Raw genomic sequence first — 21,355 nt, forward strand, 5'->3', positions numbered from 1 at the left:
GCGCCAAAAGAGGTCTGGAGTTTACGGCATGAATAAAGGTTCTGCGTTGCGCTTTGTCTGCGCCATGGCCCTGATGGGGCTCGCGACAAGCGGCTGCGGCATCGGCAAGGCGCTGGGCGGCGGCAAGAACGCCCCCGACGAATTCGCGATTACGACGAAGGCGCCGCTGGTGGTGCCGCCCGATTACGGCCTCCGCCCGCCGCGCCCCGGCGAGACCCGGCCGCAGGAATTATCGCCCTCGGAGCGCGCGCAGCAGGTCTTGCTCGGCGACGCTTCCGCCGCGCCGCCGTCGCAAGGCGAGCAGCTGCTCCTCAGAAAGGCGAACGCCCTCGGCGCCGATCCGTCGATCCGCCAGCTTCTCGATGCGGAAAATGGCGGGCGCGGCGACAAGGACCGCAGCCTCGCCAACCAGATCCTGTTCTGGAAATTCATCGACGGCAAAGTCGACGATTCCGCCGCGCCCTTGCGCGTCGACAATCCCGACGAGTGGATGGCCGCCCGCGAAAAATCCATCAAGGCGGTGATCGGCGAGGAAGGCCATGTCAAAATCGAGCAGTCGAAATCGCTCGGCCTGCCTGGCGTCTTCTGATTGCAGTTCGAAATTCCGGCGTAAAAAACGCGGCTCTTTCAGGGGCCGCGTTTTTCTTTGAAGGGGCCTAGATCATCGGGCGATAAGTAAGGATCGCCGATGATCTCGTTTTTTAGCGGTCGCGCCGGATGAGCGAAAAACCGGATTCCACTTTTTCGCCCGGCGCTCTAAAACGAGAAACGCGGCCTCCGAAGAGGCCGCGCTCCCTCGTAAGACATCGATGCTTCCCGGGACGGGGGAGAAAGAAAATTCCCGTTAAGCGTCAGTTTGCCTTATCGAAGTCTTTGAGAACGGTTTCGTCGCCCAGCGTTTTGGCGAGGTCGCGAAAGGCGGAATAAAGGATCGCGTCGCTGCGGCTCATCTCCTCGACCGGTCTGTCGAGGTCCGGCGCGTCCCAGCGCCAGAAGGCGAGCTTGTAGAGAAGGTCGCGCTTGCAGCGCGCGTGAATAACGGCGGCCGTGCGGATGACGACGGTCTGCGCCTCGATCAGGCCGGCGGCCTTCGCATCGCCTTCCTCGCCGGCGCAATCGGCGAGAACCGCGTCGATCTGGCGAAACAGGTTGAAGAGCTTTTCGAGATGGTCTTCCTGGGCGTCAGGCCGTTGAGCGGCTTTCGCCTCAATCTCTGAAACAGCCCGCTGCAAGCTTGCGACAGGCATCGCGTGTTCTCCCTTCCACGATTTTCCAAGCTGAGCGCGTGGTCATAGGCTGGGGCCCCGGTCCTGTCTGTCACGTGGATGACCGACATTTTTAGGACGCATGACCTATATAGTAACGGAAAATGATAGTGCAATGCAGCATAAATGCGCAAAATGACGCATCTCGCCCGTCATTATCTCAGCCTATTGGCGAATAATTAGCGGAAATGGTCAGGCGACCATGGAAAAGCCGGCGCGGGCCGCGGCGATTGCGGCTTCCGTTCGGTTGTGCGCGCCGAGTTTTTCGTAGCAGCGATGGACCAGCGTGTTCACCGTGCTCAGCGAAATTCCGAGCTCCCGGGCGATTTCCTTGTTGCCGGCGCCCGCGGCGAGATAGCCAAGGACGTCCTGCTCTTTCGGCGACAGCGCGCGGCCAGGCTCGTCGTCGAGGAGCGCGCCCGCCTGGCGCATGAACATTTCGAGGAGCGCGCGCAGCCGCCGCCCTTCGAACTCCGAGACGTCACCCAGAAGCCGGTCATAGGCGAGAGCGATGTAAACCAGCCGTCCCGGCCGGTCGCAGACATGCATGCCCAGCATGTCCTCGATCCCATATTGCCTGAAAAGAGCGTGCAGCCCCTGTCTCGCCGGGGATATCTCGAAGCCGTCGACGATGTCCGAGAGGCGCACGGGCGCGTAGGAGCCGAACGCCGCCCGGGCCAGATTGTCGTCCATGACATAGCGGCTTTTGCGGTAATAGTCGGTGATTTCGGCCGGGAAGCTCACATAGAGCGGCGTCCACTCGTCCGCGGCGGACTGAAGGCCGCGGTCGAAACGGTAAACCATGGCGTATTTCGCGCCGCAGTCCGCAAGCAATTCGCCGAGAAGGGCGATAACGCTATCACGATCAGCGCATTCGGCGGCCGCCGCGGCGAGGGCGGACATAGACAGAGTGCCAAGCATGGTTGGATCCTGGTCGAAAAACTATGATTTTCGAGAATGTCTCGGGCCAATAGATGAATATTTTTTCTATGTCTGTCCCGCGATCGCGGGACAACCCCCATTTTCTTAAATTATGGCAGGATAAGGCCCATGGCGACGGCGGCGAGCGCCGCCTCGACCCGGGAGGAAACCCCGAGTTTCTCGAAACAGCGCCGCACGAGGGTGTCGATGGTGTTGGGGGAGACCCCCAGCGCCTTGCCCATCAAGGCGTTGGATTTGCCTTGGGCGATGAGCTCCAGGACCTGGGTTTCGCGTTTTGAGAGCTTCGGCGTTTGCGCACGCTCCGTCAGTTCGTTGTACCGCAGATGCATCTGCTGGCAGATCGCCTGTAGCTCGAGCATCTCCGCCTTGGAAAAATCCGGATCCGTCGCGGTCGAGCCGAGGCCGAAATAGGCGATGTCGCCGGGGCGGGCGAAAACCGGAATCGCGACGCCGTCGCGAACGCCGAATCGTCGTCCGGCCGCGAAGAACTCTCTTTCTTTCTCCGAAAGCTCGGGACTCGCCTCGACCTCGCTCCAGAAAAACGGAACGCCGCGCTTGCGCGCTTCCTCCATCAAGGGATCGAAGTCGAAGCTGTTCGTAGAAAGATAATGGCTGATATAGCCTTCCGGAAATCGCGAAATGCGAAAGCCTTTTTCGCGCGAGACCCGTTTGAAGCCTTCCGCGAGATAATGATAGGCGACCAGGTCGAAACCGAAGGGGGCGACGAAATCGACAAAATACCGCGTCAGCGCGCCCGTATCGTTAATAGCGAGCGTGTCGCGAATGAAGGCGTCTATATGGTCGCGCAAGGCCTGATCCCCCTGAATATGTTCAGTTTGGCTCTGCAGCGCCCCCCTTTCGATTACTCCCGTCTCTACTGATTTTGGCCGCTCCTGATCATGCGGCGGCGGGCCAGCTAATTTACCGGGGGAAAAGCCGCCTGCGCAACGAAAATCGGTGTCACGATCCTGTGCAAAACCGGTTTTTCGGCGCGGTTTGCGGCGGCTTTGCATCTTGCCATAATCGGGCATGGCGAATCGCGCGCATCAGGCCTCGGCCGAAACCACTCACATTCAACGCCTGCCCCCCGGGGCGGTGAACCGCATTGCGGCGGGCGAGGTGATCGAACGCCCGGCGGCGGTCGTCAAAGAAATCGTTGAAAACGCAATCGACGCCGGCGCGACGCGCATCGACATCGAGATCGAGCATGGCGGCAAGTCGCGCATCTGCGTCACCGACGACGGCTGCGGCATGGGGCCGGAAGACCTGGCGCTTGCGGTGGAGCGTCATGCGACCTCGAAACTCGCGCCTGGCGCCGACGGCGATTACGACCTCATGAACATTGCGACCATGGGGTTTCGCGGCGAGGCGCTGCCGTCGATCGGCGCCGTTGCGCGGCTGTCGATTACGTCGCGCCCAAAAACAGAGAAGGGCGGCGCCGACGCCTGGACGCTGTCGGTTGAAGGCGGCGCCTTGTCCGGACCGGCGCCGGCCGCCTTCGGCGGCCATGGAACCCGCATCGAAGTGCGCGATCTTTTTTACGCGACGCCGGCGCGCTTGAAATTCCTGAAATCCGATCAGGCGGAGACGACGGCGATCGGCGAGACCGTGCGCCGGCTCGCCATGGCGCGCCACGACGTTGCGTTCACGCTTGTCTCGGGCGGGCGCAAAATGCTGAATCTCGCCGCCGAAGCGCCGGGCGAAGACGGGCGCCTGAAAAGGCTGGCGGCGATCATGGGCCGCGAATTCGGCGACAATGCGCTCGCCATCAACGCCGAGCGCGACGAGGCCAGGGTGTCGGGCTTCGCTGGCCTCCCGACCTACAATCGCGGCCTGCCCGACAAGCAGTTTTTGTTCGTGAACGGACGGCCGGTGCGCGACAAGCTGATCGTCGGGGCGGTGCGCGGCGCCTATGCCGACTTTCTCGCCCGCGACCGTCATCCGGCGGTGGCGCTATTTCTCGACCTTCCCGCCGAAATGGTCGACGTCAATGTGCATCCCGCCAAGACCGAAGTCAGGTTTCGCGACGCCGGCGGCGTGCGCGGGCTTTTGGTGGGCGCGCTGCGCCATGCGCTCGCCGAGGCGGGCCATCGCGCTTCGACCACGGTGAGTTCCTACGCGCTCGGCAAGATGACGCCGCAATCTTCCGGGCCGGTGACGCCCATGCGGTCGGGCTACCGTCCGCAGGCTCCGGCGAACCCTTACCGGCCTGACCCGTCTGCGCTCGCTGACGCCGCGGAAGGTCTCTATGACCGCGTGCGCGATTTTGACGGCGGTTTTGACGATGTAGGCGCGCCGAGCGCGCGCATGGAAACCGGAAGGTCCGAAGCGCCGCAGCAAAGCCATCCTTTAGGCGCGGCGCGCGCGCAGCTTCACGAAACCTATGTGGTCGCGCAGACGGAGGATGGGCTCGTCATTGTCGATCAGCACGCCGCCCATGAGCGCCTCGTTTATGAAAAGATGAAAGCCGCATTGGACGGCGGCAAGGTTGCGAGCCAGGGGCTGCTGCTGCCGGAAGTCGTCGATCTGACTACGGACGAAGTAGACCGGCTGGCGCCGCGTCTGGAAGAGTTCGCATCGCTCGGCCTCGTCATGGAGCGCTTCGGCGAGGATGCGGTGATGGTGCGCGAAACTCCCGCCATGCTCGGCGAGGTTGACATCAAGGGGCTCGTCCAGTCGCTCGCCGACGATCTTTCTTCGCTCGGCGAAAGCCTCGCTCTGAAAGAACGCCTTGAAGAAGTCTGCTCCTCCATGGCCTGTCATGGTTCGATCCGCTCCGGGCGGCGCATGACAGGCGAGGAGATGAACGCGCTCCTGCGCCAGATGGAGGCGACGCCCCATTCCGGCCAGTGCAATCACGGCCGGCCCACCTATGTGGAACTGAAGCTCGCGGATATCGAGCGCTTATTCGGGCGGCGCTAGCAGGCCTGTTCGTCAAGCGCCCATTCCAGCGCATCGTCGATCCGGTCTTCGCCCCAGAACAATTCCTCCCCGACGGTGAAGCTCGGCGCGCCGAAAATCCCGAGTTCCTTCGCGGCTTCCACTTGCGCGCGCAGGCGGGCCTTGTTGTCCGGCGTTGTCGCCTTGTCCGCGAGATCGGCCGGCAGGCCGGCGCCGCGGGCGATGGCGCTTAAGACCGCCGGGTCCGAGATATCCCGCCCCTCTTCGAATTCGGCGAAGAAGACGCGCCGGCAGAACTCTTTGCCGTAGGGGCCGTCAAGCGCGATCAGCGCCATGCGTGCGGCGAGCACCGTGTGCTGCGGAAACTCGCGGGGGTCGTTTGCATCGGGCCGCCGGAACGGGCGGCCCAGCTTCGCGGCGCGGCGTTCGACATCGCGCCACATATAACGGCCCTTGAGGGGATAGACGACGAAAGGCGAGGTGTCCCAGCCATGCAAAGCGAAGATCGGCCCCAACAGGATCGGGCGCCAGCGCGTCTCGATCCCGCGCGCAGCAGCGGCCTCTTCCAGATGCGCGGCGGCGAGATACGCGTAAGTCGAGGCGAAATCGAACCAGAAATCGACGGGTTTGGGCATTCAGGGGCTCGCGGGGTTTCATTGCGCGGGGCGCGTCAGCGTCTATAGTTTCGGCAATGTTCAAGGGAGGAGCAATGATGAAGCACAGCCTTATTGCAACGGCGGTCTTCGCCGTTCTGATGCTTGGCGGACGCGGTTTTCGGCAAACGCGCGGATGTTAAAGACGCTCATGACCGATATTCAGACGAGGATTGATGGCTGAAACAAAATTCACCGCCCTCTCCGCGCTCGGCGATCATATCGAACGCTCGGACGATGAAATGCGCGAACGCGCCGCGGCGTTTTTCGAAGACATGAAACGTCGCCATACGGTGCGCGCGTTTTCAGACCGCCCCGTGCCGCGCGCGGTGATGGAGGCCTGTATCGCAACGGCGGGGCGCGCGCCGTCCGGCGCCAATCACCAGCCCTGGTTCTTCGGTCTTGTGGGCGATCCTGCGTTAAAGCGCGACATTCGTCTCGCCGCGGAAGAAGAAGAGCGCGCCTTTTATGCGGGCCGCGCCGGGGAGGAATGGCTCGAAGCGCTCGAACCTATCGGCACCGACGCCGAGAAGCCGTTTTTGGAAACCGCGCCCTGGCTCATCGCCGTCTTCGCCCAGCGCCGCGGCGGCGTCGAAGCCGGCATGGACAAGAAAAACTATTATATCCATGAGAGCGTCGGCATCGCCTGCGGTTTTCTCATCGCCGCGCTTCATCATGCGGGGCTGGCGGTCTTAACCCACACGCCAAACCCCATGAGTTTCCTGAATGAAAAGCTCGGTCGTCCGGCTACGGAGAAACCTTATCTTCTGATCGTCGCGGGCCATCCGGCGCCCGATGCGCAAGTGCCCGATCATGCGCTGATCAAGAAGCCTTTGTCGGACATCATGAAGGTCTACTGACGCGCGCCAAGCTTTCCCCAGCCGCTGTGCGCGGGCTTTTCCACTTTGCCCGGACCCGCAAATCAGACTAAGCATCCGAAATGCATGATTCGGCGCGGGGGGAAAACGCGCCGGGCGCGGCCCGGAACAAGCGGAGCGCCCGTCAGGAGGGAGGCTTCTATGGGCATGATCAAGGAATTTCAGGAGTTCGCGGTCAAGGGCAATGTCGTCGACATGGCCGTCGGCATCATCATTGGCGGGGCTTTCGGCACCATCGTCAAATCGCTCGTCAACGACGTCGTCATGCCGCCCATCGGGCTCCTCCTTGGCGGCATCGATTTTTCCAGCATCGTCATCACGCTGAAAGAAGCGACGGCGGATGCGGAAGCCGTGACCATGAATATCGGTCTTTTCATCAACAATGTGATTTCCTTCCTGATTGTCGCCTGGGCCGTTTTTCTCTTGGTCAAAGGCATGAACAGCCTCAAGAAGAAAGCCGAAGAAGACCCCGCCGCCGCGCCGGTCGCGCCCCCGAAGGAGCAGGTGCTGCTCGAGGAAATTCGCGATTTGTTAAAGGCGCGCGCTTAAAACGACACCGAACTACCCCACCCAGTGAGAAGAGGCCCGGCCCCGAGCAATCGGCGGCCGGGTCTTTTTTGAGGCCCGCCTTCCCCGCGTCCAGTGCGCCCCGCCCATTGTCCCTGGGCCATTGTCGCCGGGGCTGGGGCCGTCTATATGCCTCGCTCGTTTGCCCGTTTCCTGTAGCCGCCATTCCCCTCAAGCCCCATGACCCCGCTCAAAAACATCCGCAATTTCTCCATCGTCGCCCATATCGACCATGGCAAGTCGACGCTGGCCGACCGCCTGATCCAGGTGACCGGCGGGCTGACCGTGCGCGAGATGAAAGAGCAGGTGCTCGATTCCATGGAGCTGGAGCGTGAGCGCGGGATCACCATCAAGGCCCAGACCGTGCGGCTGAAATACGAGGCCAAGGACGGCGAGACCTATATCCTCAATCTCATCGACACGCCGGGCCATGTGGATTTCACCTATGAGGTCTCGCGCTCGCTCTACGCCTGCGAGGGCGCGCTCCTCGTGGTGGATGCAAGCCAGGGCGTCGAGGCCCAGACGCTCGCCAATGTCTATCAGGCGATCGACGTCGATCTCGAAATCGTGCCGGTCTTGAACAAGATCGACCTGCCCGCCGCCGATCCGGACCGGGTGAAGGCGCAGATCGAGGACGTGATTGGCATTGACGCCTCGGACGCGATCGAAATCTCCGCCAAGACCGGCATGGGCGTGCCGGACGTCCTCGAAGCGATCATTGCGCGCCTGCCCGCCCCGAAGGGCGACGAGACGGCGCCGTTGAAGGCGCTGCTCGTCGACAGCTGGTACGATCCTTATCTCGGCGTCGTCGTTCTCGTGCGCATCTATGACGGCGTCATGAAAAAGGGCATGCGCATCCGCATGATGGGCGCGAAGGCGACTTACACGCTGGAACAGGTGGGCGTGTCGACGCCGAAGAAAACCCCCGTCGACGAACTCGGCCCCGGCGAGATCGGCTATTTCACCGCCTCCATCAAGGAAGTCGCCGAAACGGCGGTGGGCGACACCATCACCGAGGAAAAGCGGCCCTGCGAGAAGGCCCTGCCGGGCTTCAAACCTTCCGTGCCCGTTGTTTTCTGCGGCATCTTTCCAGTCGATGCGGCGGATTTCGAAGATCTGCGCGAGGCCATGGGCAGGTTGCGCTTGAACGATTCAAGCTTTGAATATGAGATGGAGACTTCCGCCGCGCTCGGTTTCGGCTTCCGCTGCGGTTTTCTGGGGCTCTTGCATCTCGAAATCATCCGCGAGCGCCTTGAGCGCGAATTCAATCTTGACCTCATCACCACGGCGCCGAGCGTCGTCTACGATATCTTCCTCACGGACGGCGAGAAGATCGAGCTTCACAACCCGGCGGACATGCCGGACCCGGTCCGGATCGACCATATCGAGGAGCCGTGGATCAAGGCGACGATCATGGCGCCGGACGAATATCTCGGCGGCATCCTGAAGCTCTGCGAGGAGCGCCGGGGCGTCCAGAAAGACCTCACCTATGCGGGCAGCCGCGCCATGGTGGTTTATGAGCTGCCTTTGAACGAGGTTGTGTTCGACTTCTATGATCGCCTGAAATCGATCTCGAAAGGTTATGCGAGCTTCGATTATCAGCTGATCGATCATCGCGCCGAAAGCCTCGTGAAGATGCAGATCCTCGTCAATGAAGAACCGGTGGACGCGCTTTCGATCATCGTTCACCGCGACAAGGCCGAAGCGCGCGGGCGCGCCATGTGCGAAAAGCTGAAAGATTTGATCCCCCGCCACCAGTTCAAAATTCCGGTGCAGGCGGCGATCGGCGGGCGCGTCATCGCGCGCGAAACCATCGCGGCCTTGAGGAAGGACGTCACCGCGAAATGCTATGGCGGCGACGCGACGCGCAAACGCAAACTTCTGGAAAAGCAAAAAGAGGGAAAGAAAAAGATGCGCCAGTTCGGCCGCGTCGAAATCCCTCAGGAAGCGTTTATTAAAGCGTTGAAAATCGACAGTTGATCGGCATTTTCATGTGGATCAGCCCTGATAGGGACGGTTTCGCTTGCGCGCGTTTTGGCTCGCCTTGTATTCGTCAAGGCGGTCGACGACATCGCGCCACTCGCCTGCTTGCGCGCGAAGGCGAATATAGTCCTGCACGTCGATTTTAGCGGCCTCCATGGCCGCTTCGAAAGAGCCAAGCTTTTCGGCCAGGGTCCGCAATTCTTTCAGGCTTGCAACGCCTTTTCCGTTCCTCGGAGGCTCTGAAAATTTACGCCGTCCAAACATGATGAGTCCTTCCTATCAGGCCTGCGACAAGCTAAGCGAGGCGAGAGATCCATGCAGCTTGGGGACGTACGCCTTAGTCGAACCGTCTTCCAAGCGTAAGATAATATAGTTGTCGCGTTCTGTAAGCGCTGCTTCCATGTTTTCCAGCCACTCCCGGCTTTCGAGACGCCCGACATCTGGACTGACCGCATCCAGAAGGCGCATGGCGATGTGCGAGCGTCCTTTCAGGATTTCGCGAAAGATACTGCTGACATCGTCATTTTTTGGCAGCGCGCGATAAGCCTGCATAATCCATGCGGCGCCGAAGTTATAAAATACATCCGTCACATGATCCGGGCCCAATTTTTCGGCTGTTCCGGATGTCGGAACATACTGCTTCCTTTGCAGCATCATGCCAATATAGTCGCTGCTTCTATACGTGTCAGGCATCAATGTTAGCGCCTCAATTGCATCAATTGCGGTTATGTCGGACGCCCAAGCGCTCAATAAGTGGCCGATCTGATACAGATCCGGCTCGAGCAGGCCTTTTTCGACGCCATGGTTCTGAGGCAGGTTTTTGCGGATATAGGTGAGGCCGGTCTCGTCATTATTCGACCGTTTAAGGCTTTGTTGCAAAATGATTGGCGCATAGAGATCTTTCTTGGACTGGCCGATGGCTGCTTGAAGCTTTTCCAATTCGTCGCAAAGCGATTCTCTGGGTTTGCTGAACTGCTCCTCAGTTAATTCAATTAAGCCGTCGAGATCGAAATTGCCATCTTCGTCTTCAATCTGGTGTATCTTGGAAGAAACCAAAGAGTAGATAACATCGCTGACAACGTTGCCGGTCAGAAAAGTCGCATGCAATGTATTTAAGATGCGCAGGAAGACTTCGAGTGCTCCCTCGACCTTTTCTTCTGCGAAGCGGAGCGTGTCGATATCGCCCTGCCTTTCCGTAATCTCGCCGCCGATGACCGCTGCGGCTAACGCGACGATCACAGATAGGGGCACTCCGATAAGGAAACTGTAGAATACGCCGGCATCGCCCGCCAATTGCAGGAAGGTCTCGTCATTATTTTGGATTTTCTCCCGCAAAAGCGGCACCAGTTCGAAAAGGCCGACATAGCCGCATACAAATAGAAGGATGACCGAAATGGCCAAAATACTCAGAAAAATTTTTCTTTGAAATGACATGCCCCACACGCCCCCGCGCTGTTGTTCTTTGACGAACAAGTTTGATGGTAAAACAAAGCGTGGGCTTAAAGGTCTGTCAAGCGACAGAAATATTTAGGTCGCCGTGTTCGATTGCAGTCGCATTGGAACTCAAACAGCTGCAGTGTCCTAAAACCGCACCGTAAATCCAAGACTTAAGATCGGATGGAACGGGAAATCGTCGAGGTCGTCGGCGAGCCTTTGCTCTTCTTTATCGAGATCGGCCTGAAAGGTCGGATCGCTGGCGAGGAGCCCGCCGGTTGCTTCGAGCGTCACGTCCGGATCGCCGATATAGGCGGCGCCGAGCATCGCCTGAAAGCCGAAGCGCTTGACGGCGTTAAGCCCGTTATTGAAGCCGAGCCCGAGAAACGGCGCGGCGTTGTTCCAGTCCGAAGAGCCCGTCAGAACGCCGACTTCCGCCGGCGTATAAGTCCGGTCGCCGATCTCGACAGGCCGCGCAGGCGTCGCGCCAAGATCCACATTGCGGCCGGAGAAATAAGCGCCGCCCGAAACCCGGAATCCATTCGCAAACGGATGAATGTCGAGCGCCGCCAGCCCGCCCGTAAAACCGAAATCGAGATCGTAACGCACATCGTCGATGGTTTTGGAAATCGAGATATCGGCGTAGCGGAAGCCGGCCCGCGCGGCGACGAACGGGCTGATCTTGTAAAATGCGTCCGCGCCGATCCCATCGGTGCCGGCGGAGGGGCCGACGGATATGCCCGTCGTTTGCGCCATGGCGGCGCCCGGCGCGGCGATGGCCGCCAGCGCCGCCGCGAAAAGTTGCAGATGTTTTTGCATGAGGACCCTCGCCAATCCGCTTCTGGTCGGGCGCGGATGGTATCGGCGCAGCGGTAAAAGAGAGGACAAGCCAGTCGCTAAAGTTCTAAACGGCCCGTGGCGGTTTATCCTGTTTTGCGAATCTGCTACATATGTAGCGTATTTGCCAGGAGTAGCTTATGCGTCTGTTTTTATTGATCTTTCTTCTTGGGTTCGCCGCCGCGCCGTCGGCATTGGCGGAAGTCCAGGTCGGCCGGCCTTATGTGCTGCCGCATTCGCAGGTCATTCCATTCACCGCGAAAACAAACGGCGTCGATTACGAGCTCTATGTCAGCCTTCCGAAAGGCTATCCGTCATCGGATAAACCCTATCCGCTGCTCGTCACGCTCGATGCCGATTACCAGTTCGCCATCGCCTCGAACCAGATCGCGCGGCTCGCCAGCCACAACGGACAGGCGCCGGAGATGATCGTCGTCTCCATCGGCTACGCCTATGACCCGGACGACAAGCACGCCTATCGTCTGAACCGGACGCGGGACTACACGCCGGCGCATGCGGACAAGGGCGGATACGGCCCGGCCTATCAAAAATTCTCCGGCGGCGGGCCGGCTTTTGCGGCGGTCATTGAAAAAGAAATTCTTCCGTTGCTTGGCGCGCGCTATCGCATTGACGAGGAGGAACGCGTTTTCATCGGCCATTCCTATGGCGGGCTTTTCGGCGCGTATCTGCTTTTGGAAAAGCCGGCGCTTTTCAAGCGCTATATCCTGGTCAGCCCGTCGCTCTGGTATAATGAGAAAATGATGATCAAGGCGGCGGAAAAGGCCCGCCCGTTCAAGCGCAAAACATATGTCTATATGGGCGTCGGCGCCTGGGAGAACCAGGCGGGGCTATACATGATGGTCGATGATTTGAACGCTTTCGCCGCGGCGCTCAAAGCCCGCGACGATCCCAATCTCGTCATGGAAACGCGCGTCTTCGAAGACGAGACCCACGCCAGCATCTATCCGGCGGTTCTCTCCACAGGGATGCGCCATCTTTATCGCGAGATGAACGACTAGAGAGCTTTGTCCGCCGCGGCGTCTTTCGCCGCCGGCATGTCGGGGGCGGGCGGGCGCGGGACGCCCGCGCCTTTGGGCTTTCTGAAAGGATCGAAGACCAGATTGCCGAAGGTGTCGGCCTTCATCGCTTCCGGCCCCTCGACCCCGAAGCGCTCGTCCTCGCGCAGATTTTCCGGCCCGGAAAACGTGCCGAACATCTGGTCCCAGATCGTAAAGGCCGTGCCGAAATTCGAACATTGCCTGGAAAGGTCTGTGGAATGGTGCTGGCGATGCACGGCCGGCGTCGTGATGATCCGTGACAGGATGATATCGGCTTTGCGCGGCAGCGCGACATTGGCGTGGGTGAAGGCGTTCGCAATGACGTGGATGAGATAGATCAGCAAGATGCCTTCCGGCGGGACGCCGAGCGCGAAAACGACGGCGACTTCGATCATCGCCCGGAACAGCGTCTCAAAGGGGTGAAAGCGCAGGGAAGTGCTGACATCGATATTAATATCGGTGTGATGGGCCCGGTGCGTACGCCACAGGACATACCATTGATGCAGCATGCGGTGCTGTCCGTAGGCCATTAGGTCGAGCGCGAGGACCGAAATGATGAGCCTGGCGGAAAACGGAAGCCCGAGCTGGTTCATCAGTCCGACGCCGTTCGCCTCCGCCGCCGTTGCAGCGCCAAAGGCGGCGATCGCGGGGATGGCGCTCAAAAGGATCGTCCCATAGACCGTCATGGAGGCGTTGCGCAGCCAGCGCGCCAGATTGATCTTGAGGCCCTTGCGCCATGGCAGCGCGCACTCGATCGCGACCGCCGCTGCAAGGACGATAAGGAGGTAGTAAACGCCGCCGAGCCCCTTGACGAATTCCATGGTTTTTTCCTCTTGAGGGAGTTTCGGGAATTGCGCGCCTCCATGCAAGCCGTCCGCCAGCGCGAGGAATCCCGGGCGCTTATGCGCGCAGGGCGTGCGGTGCGCTGCAGCGGCGCAGCCTGCGGCTGCACGCTCTTGTGTAAGGTTACGGTCCGATTTACCCTTTCCTGTCTACGGGACGAAGGGAGAGCGGACGATGAGACTTACTGCATTGGTCGGGGGCATGATCCTCTTGGCGCAACCGGCGCTGGCGACATCGCCGAATTCCGTGCCGGAAATGGATGTCGGCGCCGGGTTCGCCGCCATCGCGCTTCTTGCAGGCGCTGCTGCGCTCATTCGCGAACGCAGCCGCCGGAAGTAACTGTCCGCATATTTTTGCTGCTGAAGAGAGGGCGATTGCTATGAAACGTATTGTGATGACTGCAATGTTTGCGTTGACCGCATCTCCGGTGCTTGCGGCCGAACCGTTGCGTGTTCCTGAGATGGATATCGGCGCCGGGTTCGCCGCCATTGCGCTTCTTGCGGGCGCCGCCGCGCTCATTCGCGAACGCGGCCGCCGTAAATAACCGATCGATCTTTGTAACTGAAAGAGGGGGTAATACCTATGAAACATGCACTTTTGACCGCCGCCGTAACCTTGATGGCGACGCCGGCTTTCGCGGGCAGCAACTACGCTGTTCCTGAAATGGACGCCGGCGCAGGCGTTGCGGCAATTGCACTGCTCGTGGGGATCGGCGCGATCCTTCGCGAGAAGATGAAAAAATAACCGGCCTTTTCGCCGGAAGGAAAAGCCGGCCTTCGGGGCCGGTTTTTTCATGCCTGGAATTCAGAGGCACGCGGCGCAAAGCTTGCTTGCCATTGACCCTGGCCGCCGGTGGAGGAACCTTAAGGCCGGGGCGAGGAGAGGCATGAAGCAGACGCCGGCAGCAGAAAACGAGAGTCCGGGTGCGGGACGGAGGCCAGGGCCGCTTGTCTGGCGCGCGGGTTTTCTTGGCTGTCTCGCCGTTCTCGAGCTCCCCTTCGTCGCTTTTCTTTACAATCCGACGGCGATCAGCGCGGCGCCGGCCTGGCGCGAGGCGCATATGGTGATGCGCGAAGCGGTGCCGTTCACGCTGTTCTTCCTGGCTGCGCTGGCGCTTTTGTTTACGCCGCAGCGCCTTGAGGCCTGGCGCGAATGGGCGGCCTCGGCCGGGACGCATTCATGGCGTCTGCCGCTTATCGTTAACCTTGCCCTGATTACGGGGCTCGCCGCGGCGACGCTTGTCTTCAATCGTTATGACGGCGATGCGAACGGCCCGCCATGGGGGCTTTTTGCTTTGTGGAGCGCCGCCGCGGTCGCCGCCTATGGCGCGCTGGCGCTCGCCGCCGCGCCGCTTTCTTTCTGGCGCGGTTTCCTCGACCGCGAACGCGCGCGCCTCGCGCTCGCCGGTTTCGCCGCGATGATGATCGAGGCGGCGGCGGTTCTGTCGCGCCAGTCCTGGAGCCTTTTGTCCGACGCAACCTTTCATTTTTCCGCGGCGATCCTGCGGCTTTATGAAAGCGATGTCGCGACGGTTCCCGAGAGCCGCGTCATCGGCGTGAGCGGCTTTAAGGTCAATATCGCATCGGCCTGTTCCGGCTATGAAGGCATCGGCCTCGTCGTCACGTTTTTGATGATTTACTTCTGGGTGTTCCGGCGCTCATTGAAGTTTCCCAATGTATTCCTCGTGCTGCCTATTGGCGTCGCGGCGATCTGGGTTTTGAACTGCGTGCGGATCGCCATGCTGGTCAGCCTCGGCGCCCATGTCTCGCCGGAAATTGCGATCACCGGATTTCACAGCCAGGCCGGCTGGATGATGTTCCTTGTGGTGACGATTGCGATCATGGCGGCGACGCACCGGCTTTCCTTTTTCCACCGGCTGGATGGGCGAGAGGAGGCGAGCGTTTCGCCCGCCGTGAAACTGGCGGCGGCCCTGCTCGCGCCGTTTCTCGCCATGACCGCGGCGACAATCCTCGGTTCGGCCTTTTCCGCCGAAGGCCATTACTGGGTCTATGGCATGCGCGTCGCGGCGCTGCTGCTTGCGCTCTTTGCGTTCTGGCGCGTCTATAAGGCGATGGACTGGCGCGTCGGCGTTGAGCCTGTCCTATGGGGAGTGGTTGTGGGCGCCTTATGGATCGCAACCGATCCGGGCCTCAAGGAGGAAAGCGCGCTGGGGCTGTGGCTCGCCGGGTTGCCGCCGGCGGCGCTCGTCCTGTGGCTCGCCATGCGGCTTCTCGGGACGGTGCTGCTTGTGCCGCTGGCCGAAGAGCTCGCCTTTCGCGGCTATGTGCACCGCAAGCTGATCGCCGAGAAATTCGAAACCGTCGCGGAAAACGCTTTTGCGTGGAAGGCCTTTCTCATCAGCTCAGGCCTGTTCGCGCTTCTCCATGAGCGCTGGCTCGCCGGCGCATTCGCGGGCGCGGTTTTCGCCGTCGCCATGTATCGCTCCGGCAAGCTTGCGGGCGCCGTCGCCGCGCATATGGCGGCGAACGCCGTCATCGCGGCGTGGGCGATCGTCTTCAAACAGTGGACGTTGTTGTAACAGGCGAGCGCTAGTCGGCGCGCTTCACATATTCCATCGTTTCGGTGTTGACGACGATCTTCTCGCCGACAGTCATGTAAGGCGGGATCATGATCCTCAGCCCATTGTCGGCGATGGCGGGCTTGTAGGAGGACGACGCGGTCTGACCTTTCACCGTCGGTTCGGTTTCCACCACCTCCAGCGTCACCTGTTCGGGAAGCTGCACGCCGATGGGGCGGCCTTCATGGCTTTCGACAACCACGGCCATGCCGTCCTGAAGGAACGCCACGCGCTCGCCGATCATGTCTTTGGGGATCGAGATCTGCTCATAGCTTTCAGAATCCATGAACACCAGCATGTCGCCTTCGGCGTAAAGATAGGTGTGGTCTTTCTGCTCAAGGCGCACGCGCTCGATCGTCTCGGCGGCGCGGAAGCGTTCGTTCAGCTTGCGTCCGTCTTCGAGGTTTTTGAGTTCGACCTGGGCATAGGCAGGGCCCTTGCCGGGCTTCACCGCGTTCACCTTGACCGCGGCCCACAGGCCCCCCTGATGTTCGATGACATTGCCGGGACGGATTTCGTTGCCGTTGATTTTCATGGGGTCGCCTTGCCTTCGGTCTTGTTTTTCGGGCCTTGGTTGTCAGGGAAGGCGCGCCTTTACCAGCCGCGAGCCGGACTGGCAAGGACGGCAAAGAAGCCCGGGGCTACATCCGGAAGGTGTGGCCGAGCCGCAGAGCGAGGCTGGAGCGCCGGGAGGTGAAATCGCGCGGGAAATCCGTGCGCTCGATCAGCGCCGTATGGCCGATGGACAGGAAGATTTCCCGCTCCGGCATCGGCTCCCAGCTGAAGCGGGAGAAAAAGGTGAAGGCCTCGGAAATATTGTCGTACTGGATTTCCGTCTTGATGGTCATGTCGGGGGTGAACGCGATGGTCGAATTGACCGAGGCGATATGAACGCCGATCTCGCCCGAGGGCAGGTCGAAATCGGAATATTCATATCCCGCCGCAAGTTCGAAATACCGGCTCGGGCGCAGGCTGAGTTCGCTGCGGATGTTCAGATAATCGCCGTCATAGATGCCGCCCCAGCGCGCCTCGACTTCCGCCCCGACCATGCGGGCGTTGGTGGCCGAGGCCTCGACCTCGTACTGGCTCCAGCGATAGTCGCCCGGCGCAACCGGAACCTCGCCCGCAATGGAAAACGGGTCGACGATGTCGACGAAGCCATTTTCGTAGCGCAGCCAGAGCTCGTCCCCGGGATTGTTGGAGCCGCCCATCCAGGCGCCAAAAAACCGGTCGAGCGTGCGCCCGTTGCGGTCGGTGATGATGTTTGCAAAGCCGCCGGTCTCGGCTTCGCGAATGAAGCCGCCCGAAGGCCGGTATTTTCGCCAGCCATTGGCGTTGTACCGTCGGATGTCGGTGCGGTTCACGAAGCCGAGCTTCGGCGCGTAATCCGCGCCGATGTCGCGGAAGCGGAAGGTTCCGTTCCAGGTCTGGCTGCGATAGGCGGTTTCATGGGCGAGCATGTGGTCGCTCTCGCCGCCGGTGAAGCTGTGCGTGTAGGCGGTGTCGGCGAAAAGGGTCCCGTCGCCGAAGAGATTGAGTTTTTTGAACTGGAAGTCGGCGCCGGCGACGGTGCTCTCGTCTTCGCCGGTGGGATCGCCATGGGTGAAAACGAGCCCGAGTTTCGAGGCGGAAAGAACGGGCACGGACAAACGCGCCGACGACAGGAACTGGCCGTCGACGCCGATCGCCTCCGACGCGCTCGTGCGCGCCGAAATCGCGCCGATATTGGCGGGGCCGAGCTTGCCGCTTAGTTTCGCGCCGGCGAGGAGGTCGACGGGCTGGCCGTCGACAATGCCGATATTGCGGGAGAAGAACGGCATGCCGTTGACGAGATCCTGGAATATCCGCCCGCCGAATTCGAAAACCTGCGCGTCCTGCAAGAAGAAATCGCGGGTCTCGGGAAAGAACAGCGAAAAGCGTCCCGTATTGACCTGGCGGTCGTCGAGTTGGGTGTCGGAAAAATCCGTATTGACGGTGAGCGAGCCGGTCAGCGACGGCGTAATCTTGTAAAAGGCGTTGCCGCTCGGATTGAAATCGTAATCCTTATCGGCGGTTCGCCAGTCATAGGCGGCGGCCCCGGTCACATAAGCCTGGAGTTCAAGGCCGATCCCGCTTTCGACGTCGCGCACGCCGGCGAGGCGGCCCGGATTGGTCATGTCGATGCGTCCGCGACTGCGGTCGATATTCGACCAGCGGATTTCCTCGTTCTTGCGCCGGATATTGCGGACGATCTGCATGTTCCATTCTTCGAGGTTAGGGTCGAAGGAAATGGACTGAAAAGGAATGACGATTTCCGTCATCCAGCCGTCGTCGGCGAGACGGGATTCGGCGCGCCAGATCGTGTTCCACTGATTTTGATAGTTGCTGTTGTTTTCGATCAGCGCGTCGGCGCGCGCGCCATTGGCGTTGACGCCGAAGAAATAGGCGTCGCGAAAGGAGCCGAAAGTGTCGAGATAGACGCGCACGGCGTCGTCGTCGCGCAGGATGAAATCGCGCTGCATTTGCGAGCGGCGGATCAGCTCCGGCTCGCTGTCGTAATTATAGATGCCGATATAAAGGTTGCGCTCGTCAAAAAGAACATAGGCCTTGGTGGGCTCCGTCGGCGCGGCGCCCTCCACCGGGTCGACCTGGTAAAATTCCGTAATCGGCTGCGCCCGGCGCCAGACCGGGTCGGACAAATCGCCGTCGATGACGGGCGCGTCTTCATGGGCGATGCGCACGGCCTGAACGCATGGCGTGAAATTCGCGAAATTGCGGTCCGAAGACCGCCGAACGCTTGTGTCCTGTGCAGCGCCTGCCGGCCCGTTGGCGCAAAGCGCGGCAAAGGCGGTGAGCCAAAATATCTGTCGGCGCATACTGTCCCCTGAATTCGCCGCTGATGCGTGGACGGCGCAATGACGCGACGCAGCTTTCGAAAGTCTTCGAGCATCCTAATGTTCATGCGAGTCATCAGGATTCTCTAGATTCTTTATTTACGCGTTTTGAGACGGAAAACCGGTGAACCACTTTTCCTTCAAAACGCTTTAGAACCAAAGCTCGCGGCGGCTATCAAGAGGCGGATTTTATTTGGCGGTATCTGCCACGGCCGTCGAACATATCGCGCGGGGCGCGCGATATTTGCCTGAGAGGGGCGGGACGTTTCGCCTTGATCCGGCGGATGGCGGCGTCAGCTCGCCAGCCGCTCCATCTCCTCATCGGAGATCTCGAAATTGGCGTAGACGTTCTGGACGTCGTCATTGTCTTCCAGCGCGTCGATCAGCTTCATCAGGGTCGCCGCCTTGTCGCCTTCGATGTCGATGGTGTTCTGCGGGCGCCAGAAGGGTTTGGCGGATGTCGCCTCCCCGAACTTTTCTTCGAGCGCCGCGCTCACTTCGGCGAGCTGGTCGAAGGCGCAATAGATTTCGTGGCTTTCTTCCGAAGACTGAACGTCCTCGGCGCCGGCTTCGATGGCCGCTTCCAGCATTTCCTCTTCCGAGGCCTTGGCCGCCGGGTATTCAATATAGCCGACGAGATCGAACATGAAGGAGACCGAGCCCGTCTCGCCCATATTGCCGCCATTCTTGGAAAAGATCGCGCGGATGTCGCTCGCGGCGCGGTTGCGGTTGTCGGTCAGCGCCTCGACGATGACGCCGACGCCGGCGGGCCCGAAACCTTCGTAACGGATTTCCTCGAAATTGGCTTCGTCGGCGCTGGTCGATTTCTTGATCGCCCGGTCGATATTGTCCTTGGGCATGGACTGGGCTTTCGCCGCCTGGATGGCGAGGCGAAGGCGCGGGTTAAATTCGGGGTCGGGCGCGCCCATTTTCGCGGCGACGGTGATCTCTTTCGATAGTTTGGAGAACATTTTCGACCGCTTGGCGTCCTGGCGGCCTTTGCGGTGCTGAATGTTCGCCCATTTGCTGTGCCCGGCCATGGGGGTCCTCATTGGCTGAAAAGGGGTTGATTTTCCGCCCGTTATGGCGCGGGCTCGCAAAAATTCAAGTGTGGAGGATTTATGGGCGGCCCAACCGGGAATCTGGACGGAAAAACAGTGCTGGTGACGGGGGCCTCGCGGGGGATCGGCGCGGCGGCGGCGAAGGCCGCCGGCGAGGCGGGGGCGAAAGTCCTCCTTCACGCCTCGGGGCCGAGCGAGGCCGCGGAAAAGGCCAAGGCCGCGGCCGGCGGCGAGATGCTGTTCGAGGATTTGTCGGCCCCCGGCGCGGGCGCGCGGCTCATGGCCCAGGCCATCGCGGCGGCGGGCCGGCTCGACGCGGTGGTCAATAATGCGGGGATTTTCATCCCTTCGCCCATCGACGGCAGCGATGAGGGCTGGGCCGAAGGCTGGGCGCAGACCATGGCCGTCAACGTTCAGGCGCCGGCGGACATCTGCCGCGCCGCCATTCATCATTTCCGGGAGAAGGGCGGCGGGATCGTCGTTAATGTGGCGAGCCGCGCCGGCCATCGCGGCGACGGGCCGGACCATGCGGCCTATGCGGCGTCGAAGGGGGCTGTCCTCGCTATGACCAAGACCTTTGCGCGCGCCTTTTCCGGGGAGAACATGCTGTTCTACGCCATTGCGCCCGGCTGGGTCGAAACGCGCATGGCGCCGCAGGACATCGAAAACCGCAAGAATGCGGTGAAGGATATTCCGCTGGGCCGCGTCGCTTCGCCGGAAGAAGTCGCGGCGATGATCGTCTTCTGCGCGTCGGGAGCGTGCCCGTCGGCGACCGGCGCCACGTTCGACATTAACGGCGCCAGTTACGTGCGATGAAACGGCGCCGCCTTTAGACGAATTTTAAACCCTCGCGGCTTATGGTGAATGAAAATCAACCAAAGCCGTTGGGGTCTCCATGCAGGTCACGAATGTCTCTTCCTATGCCGGCGTCGCTGCGCTTCAATCAAAACAGAACACGGACGGAACGAACGGCGCGGACTTTTTTCTGGAGATGGAAGAGGAAGCCGATCCCATCGCCGCGGTGATGGCGACTTACGATCTCACAAACATCACGCCCGCCGAGATCGACCAGCTTGTGGACGAGCTGAAAGCGGCGGGCCACCCCTTCGATGAAAATCTTTTGATGCTGTCCTCGCGCGGCGCCGGCTTTCGGTCGCATCTCGCCGGTTTGGCCGGCGGCGACTACGATCCGCATCAGCGCGTCAATCTTGTGGATCTGACGCAGGACCAGCTTGCCATGGCGCGCCGCTTCGAAGATCCGACAGAATCGATCGAACGGTTTCTCGAATTTTTGAAAGTCCATGACAAAGGCGAGGCGCTGAACGCCGACGCCATGCAGCAGCGGCTTATGCATGAAAGCATGATGCGCCAGATGATTGGCGCAAGGGCCGGTTAGCGGCGGTCTGTAAATAGAATGCGGGGGGCGCAAAAAAGCCGGCGCGAAGCCAGTTTTCTGTGTGTGCGCAAGATTGAGGGCCGGTC

General features: G+C 60.8%; 23 protein-coding genes. 12 read left to right on the plus strand and 11 right to left on the minus strand.

Annotated features, from left to right (window positions below; genetic code table 11):
• Positions 1–28 precede the first annotated feature (28 nt).
• Positions 29–589, plus strand: a complete 561-nt coding sequence (locus CW354_RS09320; protein ID WP_165793618.1) for a DUF3035 domain-containing protein — start codon at positions 29–31, stop codon at positions 587–589.
• A gap of 262 nt (positions 590–851) precedes the next feature.
• On the opposite strand, the gene CW354_RS09325 is transcribed toward CW354_RS09320, so the two are convergent.
• The 3 genes from CW354_RS09325 to CW354_RS09335 form a co-directional block, all read right to left on the minus strand.
• Positions 852–1,247: a hypothetical protein gene (locus CW354_RS09325; protein WP_104829724.1), complete on the minus strand. Its 396-nt coding sequence runs from the start codon at positions 1,245–1,247 to the stop codon at positions 852–854.
• A gap of 210 nt (positions 1,248–1,457) precedes the next feature.
• A complete protein-coding gene (locus CW354_RS09330) occupies positions 1,458–2,186 on the minus strand; it encodes a helix-turn-helix transcriptional regulator (RefSeq protein WP_104829725.1) in 729 nt (242 codons plus the stop codon).
• Positions 2,187–2,296: 110 nt separating this feature from the next.
• A complete protein-coding gene (locus CW354_RS09335) occupies positions 2,297–3,016 on the minus strand; it encodes a helix-turn-helix transcriptional regulator (protein WP_165793619.1) in 720 nt (239 codons plus the stop codon).
• Positions 3,017–3,236: 220 nt separating this feature from the next.
• On the opposite strand from CW354_RS09335, the gene mutL reads away from it, so the two are divergent.
• Positions 3,237–5,129, plus strand: coding sequence for a DNA mismatch repair endonuclease MutL (mutL, locus tag CW354_RS09340; protein WP_104829727.1), 1,893 nt, complete (start codon positions 3,237–3,239; stop codon positions 5,127–5,129).
• On the opposite strand, the gene CW354_RS09345 is transcribed toward mutL, so the two are convergent.
• On the minus strand, positions 5,126–5,743 hold the full coding sequence (locus tag CW354_RS09345) for a 2-hydroxychromene-2-carboxylate isomerase (protein ID WP_104829728.1): 618 nt from the start codon (positions 5,741–5,743) through the stop codon (positions 5,126–5,128). The two genes, mutL and CW354_RS09345, sit on opposite strands and share 4 nt — an antisense overlap.
• 194 nt (positions 5,744–5,937) lie before the next feature.
• Between CW354_RS09345 and CW354_RS09350 the strand changes: the two genes are divergently transcribed.
• The 3 genes from CW354_RS09350 to lepA all read left to right on the plus strand — a co-directional run bounded on the left by CW354_RS09350 (position 5,938) and on the right by lepA (position 9,186).
• Positions 5,938–6,621, plus strand: coding sequence for a nitroreductase family protein (locus CW354_RS09350; protein WP_104829729.1), 684 nt, complete (start codon positions 5,938–5,940; stop codon positions 6,619–6,621).
• Between the two features lie 159 nt (positions 6,622–6,780).
• Positions 6,781–7,188, plus strand: coding sequence for a large-conductance mechanosensitive channel protein MscL (mscL, locus tag CW354_RS09355; RefSeq protein ID WP_104829730.1), 408 nt, complete (start codon positions 6,781–6,783; stop codon positions 7,186–7,188).
• A gap of 198 nt (positions 7,189–7,386) precedes the next feature.
• Complete coding sequence (gene lepA, locus CW354_RS09360; RefSeq protein WP_104829731.1) at positions 7,387–9,186, plus strand: translation elongation factor 4; 1,800 nt, start codon at positions 7,387–7,389, stop codon at positions 9,184–9,186.
• An 18-nt stretch (positions 9,187–9,204) separates the two neighbouring features.
• On the opposite strand, the gene CW354_RS09365 is transcribed toward lepA, so the two are convergent.
• The 3 genes from CW354_RS09365 to CW354_RS09375 form a co-directional block, all read right to left on the minus strand.
• A complete protein-coding gene (locus tag CW354_RS09365) occupies positions 9,205–9,453 on the minus strand; it encodes a hypothetical protein (RefSeq protein WP_104829732.1) in 249 nt (82 codons plus the stop codon).
• Positions 9,454–9,468: 15 nt separating this feature from the next.
• Positions 9,469–10,623 carry a hypothetical protein gene (locus CW354_RS09370; RefSeq protein ID WP_133162257.1) on the minus strand — a complete coding sequence of 385 codons (1,155 nt, stop codon included), beginning with the start codon at positions 10,621–10,623 and terminating at the stop codon, positions 9,469–9,471.
• A gap of 147 nt (positions 10,624–10,770) precedes the next feature.
• Positions 10,771–11,442, minus strand: a complete 672-nt coding sequence (locus CW354_RS09375; protein ID WP_104829734.1) for a hypothetical protein — start codon at positions 11,440–11,442, stop codon at positions 10,771–10,773.
• 158 nt (positions 11,443–11,600) lie between these two features.
• Here CW354_RS09375 and CW354_RS09380 point away from each other — a divergent pair, with 158 nt between their 5' ends.
• Entirely contained in the window at positions 11,601–12,479 is an 879-nt protein-coding gene (locus CW354_RS09380; protein WP_104829735.1) for an alpha/beta hydrolase, read from the plus strand.
• On the opposite strand, the gene CW354_RS09385 is transcribed toward CW354_RS09380, so the two are convergent.
• Entirely contained in the window at positions 12,476–13,339 is an 864-nt protein-coding gene (locus CW354_RS09385) for a sterol desaturase family protein (RefSeq protein WP_104829736.1), read from the minus strand. The two genes, CW354_RS09380 and CW354_RS09385, sit on opposite strands and share 4 nt — an antisense overlap.
• A gap of 196 nt (positions 13,340–13,535) precedes the next feature.
• Here CW354_RS09385 and CW354_RS23380 point away from each other — a divergent pair, with 196 nt between their 5' ends.
• The 4 genes from CW354_RS23380 to xrtE all read left to right on the plus strand — a co-directional run bounded on the left by CW354_RS23380 (position 13,536) and on the right by xrtE (position 15,900).
• On the plus strand, positions 13,536–13,700 hold the full coding sequence (locus CW354_RS23380; RefSeq protein ID WP_165793620.1) for a hypothetical protein: 165 nt from the start codon (positions 13,536–13,538) through the stop codon (positions 13,698–13,700).
• 40 nt (positions 13,701–13,740) lie between these two features.
• On the plus strand, positions 13,741–13,905 hold the full coding sequence (locus tag CW354_RS23385; RefSeq protein WP_165793621.1) for a hypothetical protein: 165 nt from the start codon (positions 13,741–13,743) through the stop codon (positions 13,903–13,905).
• A gap of 38 nt (positions 13,906–13,943) precedes the next feature.
• Entirely contained in the window at positions 13,944–14,105 is a 162-nt protein-coding gene (locus CW354_RS23390) for a hypothetical protein (protein ID WP_165793622.1), read from the plus strand.
• A gap of 142 nt (positions 14,106–14,247) precedes the next feature.
• Entirely contained in the window at positions 14,248–15,900 is a 1,653-nt protein-coding gene (xrtE, locus tag CW354_RS09390; protein ID WP_165793623.1) for an exosortase E/protease, VPEID-CTERM system, read from the plus strand.
• 10 nt (positions 15,901–15,910) lie between these two features.
• Here the strand turns inward: xrtE and efp are convergent, their stop codons facing one another.
• The 3 genes from efp to CW354_RS09405 all read right to left on the minus strand — a co-directional run bounded on the left by efp (position 15,911) and on the right by CW354_RS09405 (position 19,852).
• Positions 15,911–16,474: an elongation factor P gene (gene efp / locus CW354_RS09395; protein WP_104829738.1), complete on the minus strand. Its 564-nt coding sequence runs from the start codon at positions 16,472–16,474 to the stop codon at positions 15,911–15,913.
• A 106-nt stretch (positions 16,475–16,580) separates the two neighbouring features.
• On the minus strand, positions 16,581–18,794 hold the full coding sequence (locus tag CW354_RS09400; RefSeq protein ID WP_104829739.1) for a carbohydrate binding family 9 domain-containing protein: 2,214 nt from the start codon (positions 18,792–18,794) through the stop codon (positions 16,581–16,583).
• Positions 18,795–19,105: 311 nt separating this feature from the next.
• The gene (locus tag CW354_RS09405) at positions 19,106–19,852 is read right to left on the minus strand and encodes a YebC/PmpR family DNA-binding transcriptional regulator (RefSeq protein ID WP_104829740.1); all 747 of its coding nucleotides are present in this window, start codon (positions 19,850–19,852) and stop codon (positions 19,106–19,108) included.
• Between the two features lie 81 nt (positions 19,853–19,933).
• Between CW354_RS09405 and CW354_RS09410 the strand changes: the two genes are divergently transcribed.
• Both CW354_RS09410 and CW354_RS09415 read left to right on the plus strand, forming a co-directional pair.
• Entirely contained in the window at positions 19,934–20,689 is a 756-nt protein-coding gene (locus tag CW354_RS09410) for an SDR family NAD(P)-dependent oxidoreductase (RefSeq protein WP_104829741.1), read from the plus strand.
• A 79-nt stretch (positions 20,690–20,768) separates the two neighbouring features.
• Positions 20,769–21,269, plus strand: coding sequence for a hypothetical protein (locus tag CW354_RS09415; RefSeq protein ID WP_104829742.1), 501 nt, complete (start codon positions 20,769–20,771; stop codon positions 21,267–21,269).
• Positions 21,270–21,355 lie beyond the last annotated feature (86 nt).

Origin of the sequence: Hyphococcus luteus (assembly GCF_002943565.1) — a bacterium.
Taxonomy (GTDB): domain Bacteria; phylum Pseudomonadota; class Alphaproteobacteria; order Caulobacterales; family Parvularculaceae; genus Hyphococcus; species Hyphococcus luteus.

Bases quoted from the DNA above. Each gene is read 5' to 3' on its own strand.
- CW354_RS09320 (WP_165793618.1), top strand. From the start codon at position 29: ATGAATAAAGGTTCTGCGTTGCGCTTTGTCTGCGCCATGGCCCTGATG.
- CW354_RS09325 (WP_104829724.1), bottom strand. From the start codon at position 1,247: ATGCCTGTCGCAAGCTTGCAGCGGGCTGTTTCAGAGATTGAGGCGAAA.
- CW354_RS09330 (WP_104829725.1), bottom strand. From the start codon at position 2,186: ATGCTTGGCACTCTGTCTATGTCCGCCCTCGCCGCGGCGGCCGCCGAA.
- mutL (WP_104829727.1), top strand. From the start codon at position 3,237: ATGGCGAATCGCGCGCATCAGGCCTCGGCCGAAACCACTCACATTCAA.
- CW354_RS09345 (WP_104829728.1), bottom strand. From the start codon at position 5,743: ATGCCCAAACCCGTCGATTTCTGGTTCGATTTCGCCTCGACTTACGCG.
- CW354_RS09350 (WP_104829729.1), top strand. From the start codon at position 5,938: ATGGCTGAAACAAAATTCACCGCCCTCTCCGCGCTCGGCGATCATATC.
- mscL (WP_104829730.1), top strand. From the start codon at position 6,781: ATGGGCATGATCAAGGAATTTCAGGAGTTCGCGGTCAAGGGCAATGTC.
- lepA (WP_104829731.1), top strand. From the start codon at position 7,387: ATGACCCCGCTCAAAAACATCCGCAATTTCTCCATCGTCGCCCATATC.
- CW354_RS09365 (WP_104829732.1), bottom strand. From the start codon at position 9,453: ATGTTTGGACGGCGTAAATTTTCAGAGCCTCCGAGGAACGGAAAAGGC.
- CW354_RS09370 (WP_133162257.1), bottom strand. From the start codon at position 10,623: ATGTCATTTCAAAGAAAAATTTTTCTGAGTATTTTGGCCATTTCGGTC.
- CW354_RS09375 (WP_104829734.1), bottom strand. From the start codon at position 11,442: ATGCAAAAACATCTGCAACTTTTCGCGGCGGCGCTGGCGGCCATCGCC.
- CW354_RS09380 (WP_104829735.1), top strand. From the start codon at position 11,601: ATGCGTCTGTTTTTATTGATCTTTCTTCTTGGGTTCGCCGCCGCGCCG.
- CW354_RS09385 (WP_104829736.1), bottom strand. From the start codon at position 13,339: ATGGAATTCGTCAAGGGGCTCGGCGGCGTTTACTACCTCCTTATCGTC.
- CW354_RS23380 (WP_165793620.1), top strand. From the start codon at position 13,536: ATGAGACTTACTGCATTGGTCGGGGGCATGATCCTCTTGGCGCAACCG.
- CW354_RS23385 (WP_165793621.1), top strand. From the start codon at position 13,741: ATGAAACGTATTGTGATGACTGCAATGTTTGCGTTGACCGCATCTCCG.
- CW354_RS23390 (WP_165793622.1), top strand. From the start codon at position 13,944: ATGAAACATGCACTTTTGACCGCCGCCGTAACCTTGATGGCGACGCCG.
- xrtE (WP_165793623.1), top strand. From the start codon at position 14,248: ATGAAGCAGACGCCGGCAGCAGAAAACGAGAGTCCGGGTGCGGGACGG.
- efp (WP_104829738.1), bottom strand. From the start codon at position 16,474: ATGAAAATCAACGGCAACGAAATCCGTCCCGGCAATGTCATCGAACAT.
- CW354_RS09400 (WP_104829739.1), bottom strand. From the start codon at position 18,794: ATGCGCCGACAGATATTTTGGCTCACCGCCTTTGCCGCGCTTTGCGCC.
- CW354_RS09405 (WP_104829740.1), bottom strand. From the start codon at position 19,852: ATGGCCGGGCACAGCAAATGGGCGAACATTCAGCACCGCAAAGGCCGC.
- CW354_RS09410 (WP_104829741.1), top strand. From the start codon at position 19,934: ATGGGCGGCCCAACCGGGAATCTGGACGGAAAAACAGTGCTGGTGACG.
- CW354_RS09415 (WP_104829742.1), top strand. From the start codon at position 20,769: ATGCAGGTCACGAATGTCTCTTCCTATGCCGGCGTCGCTGCGCTTCAA.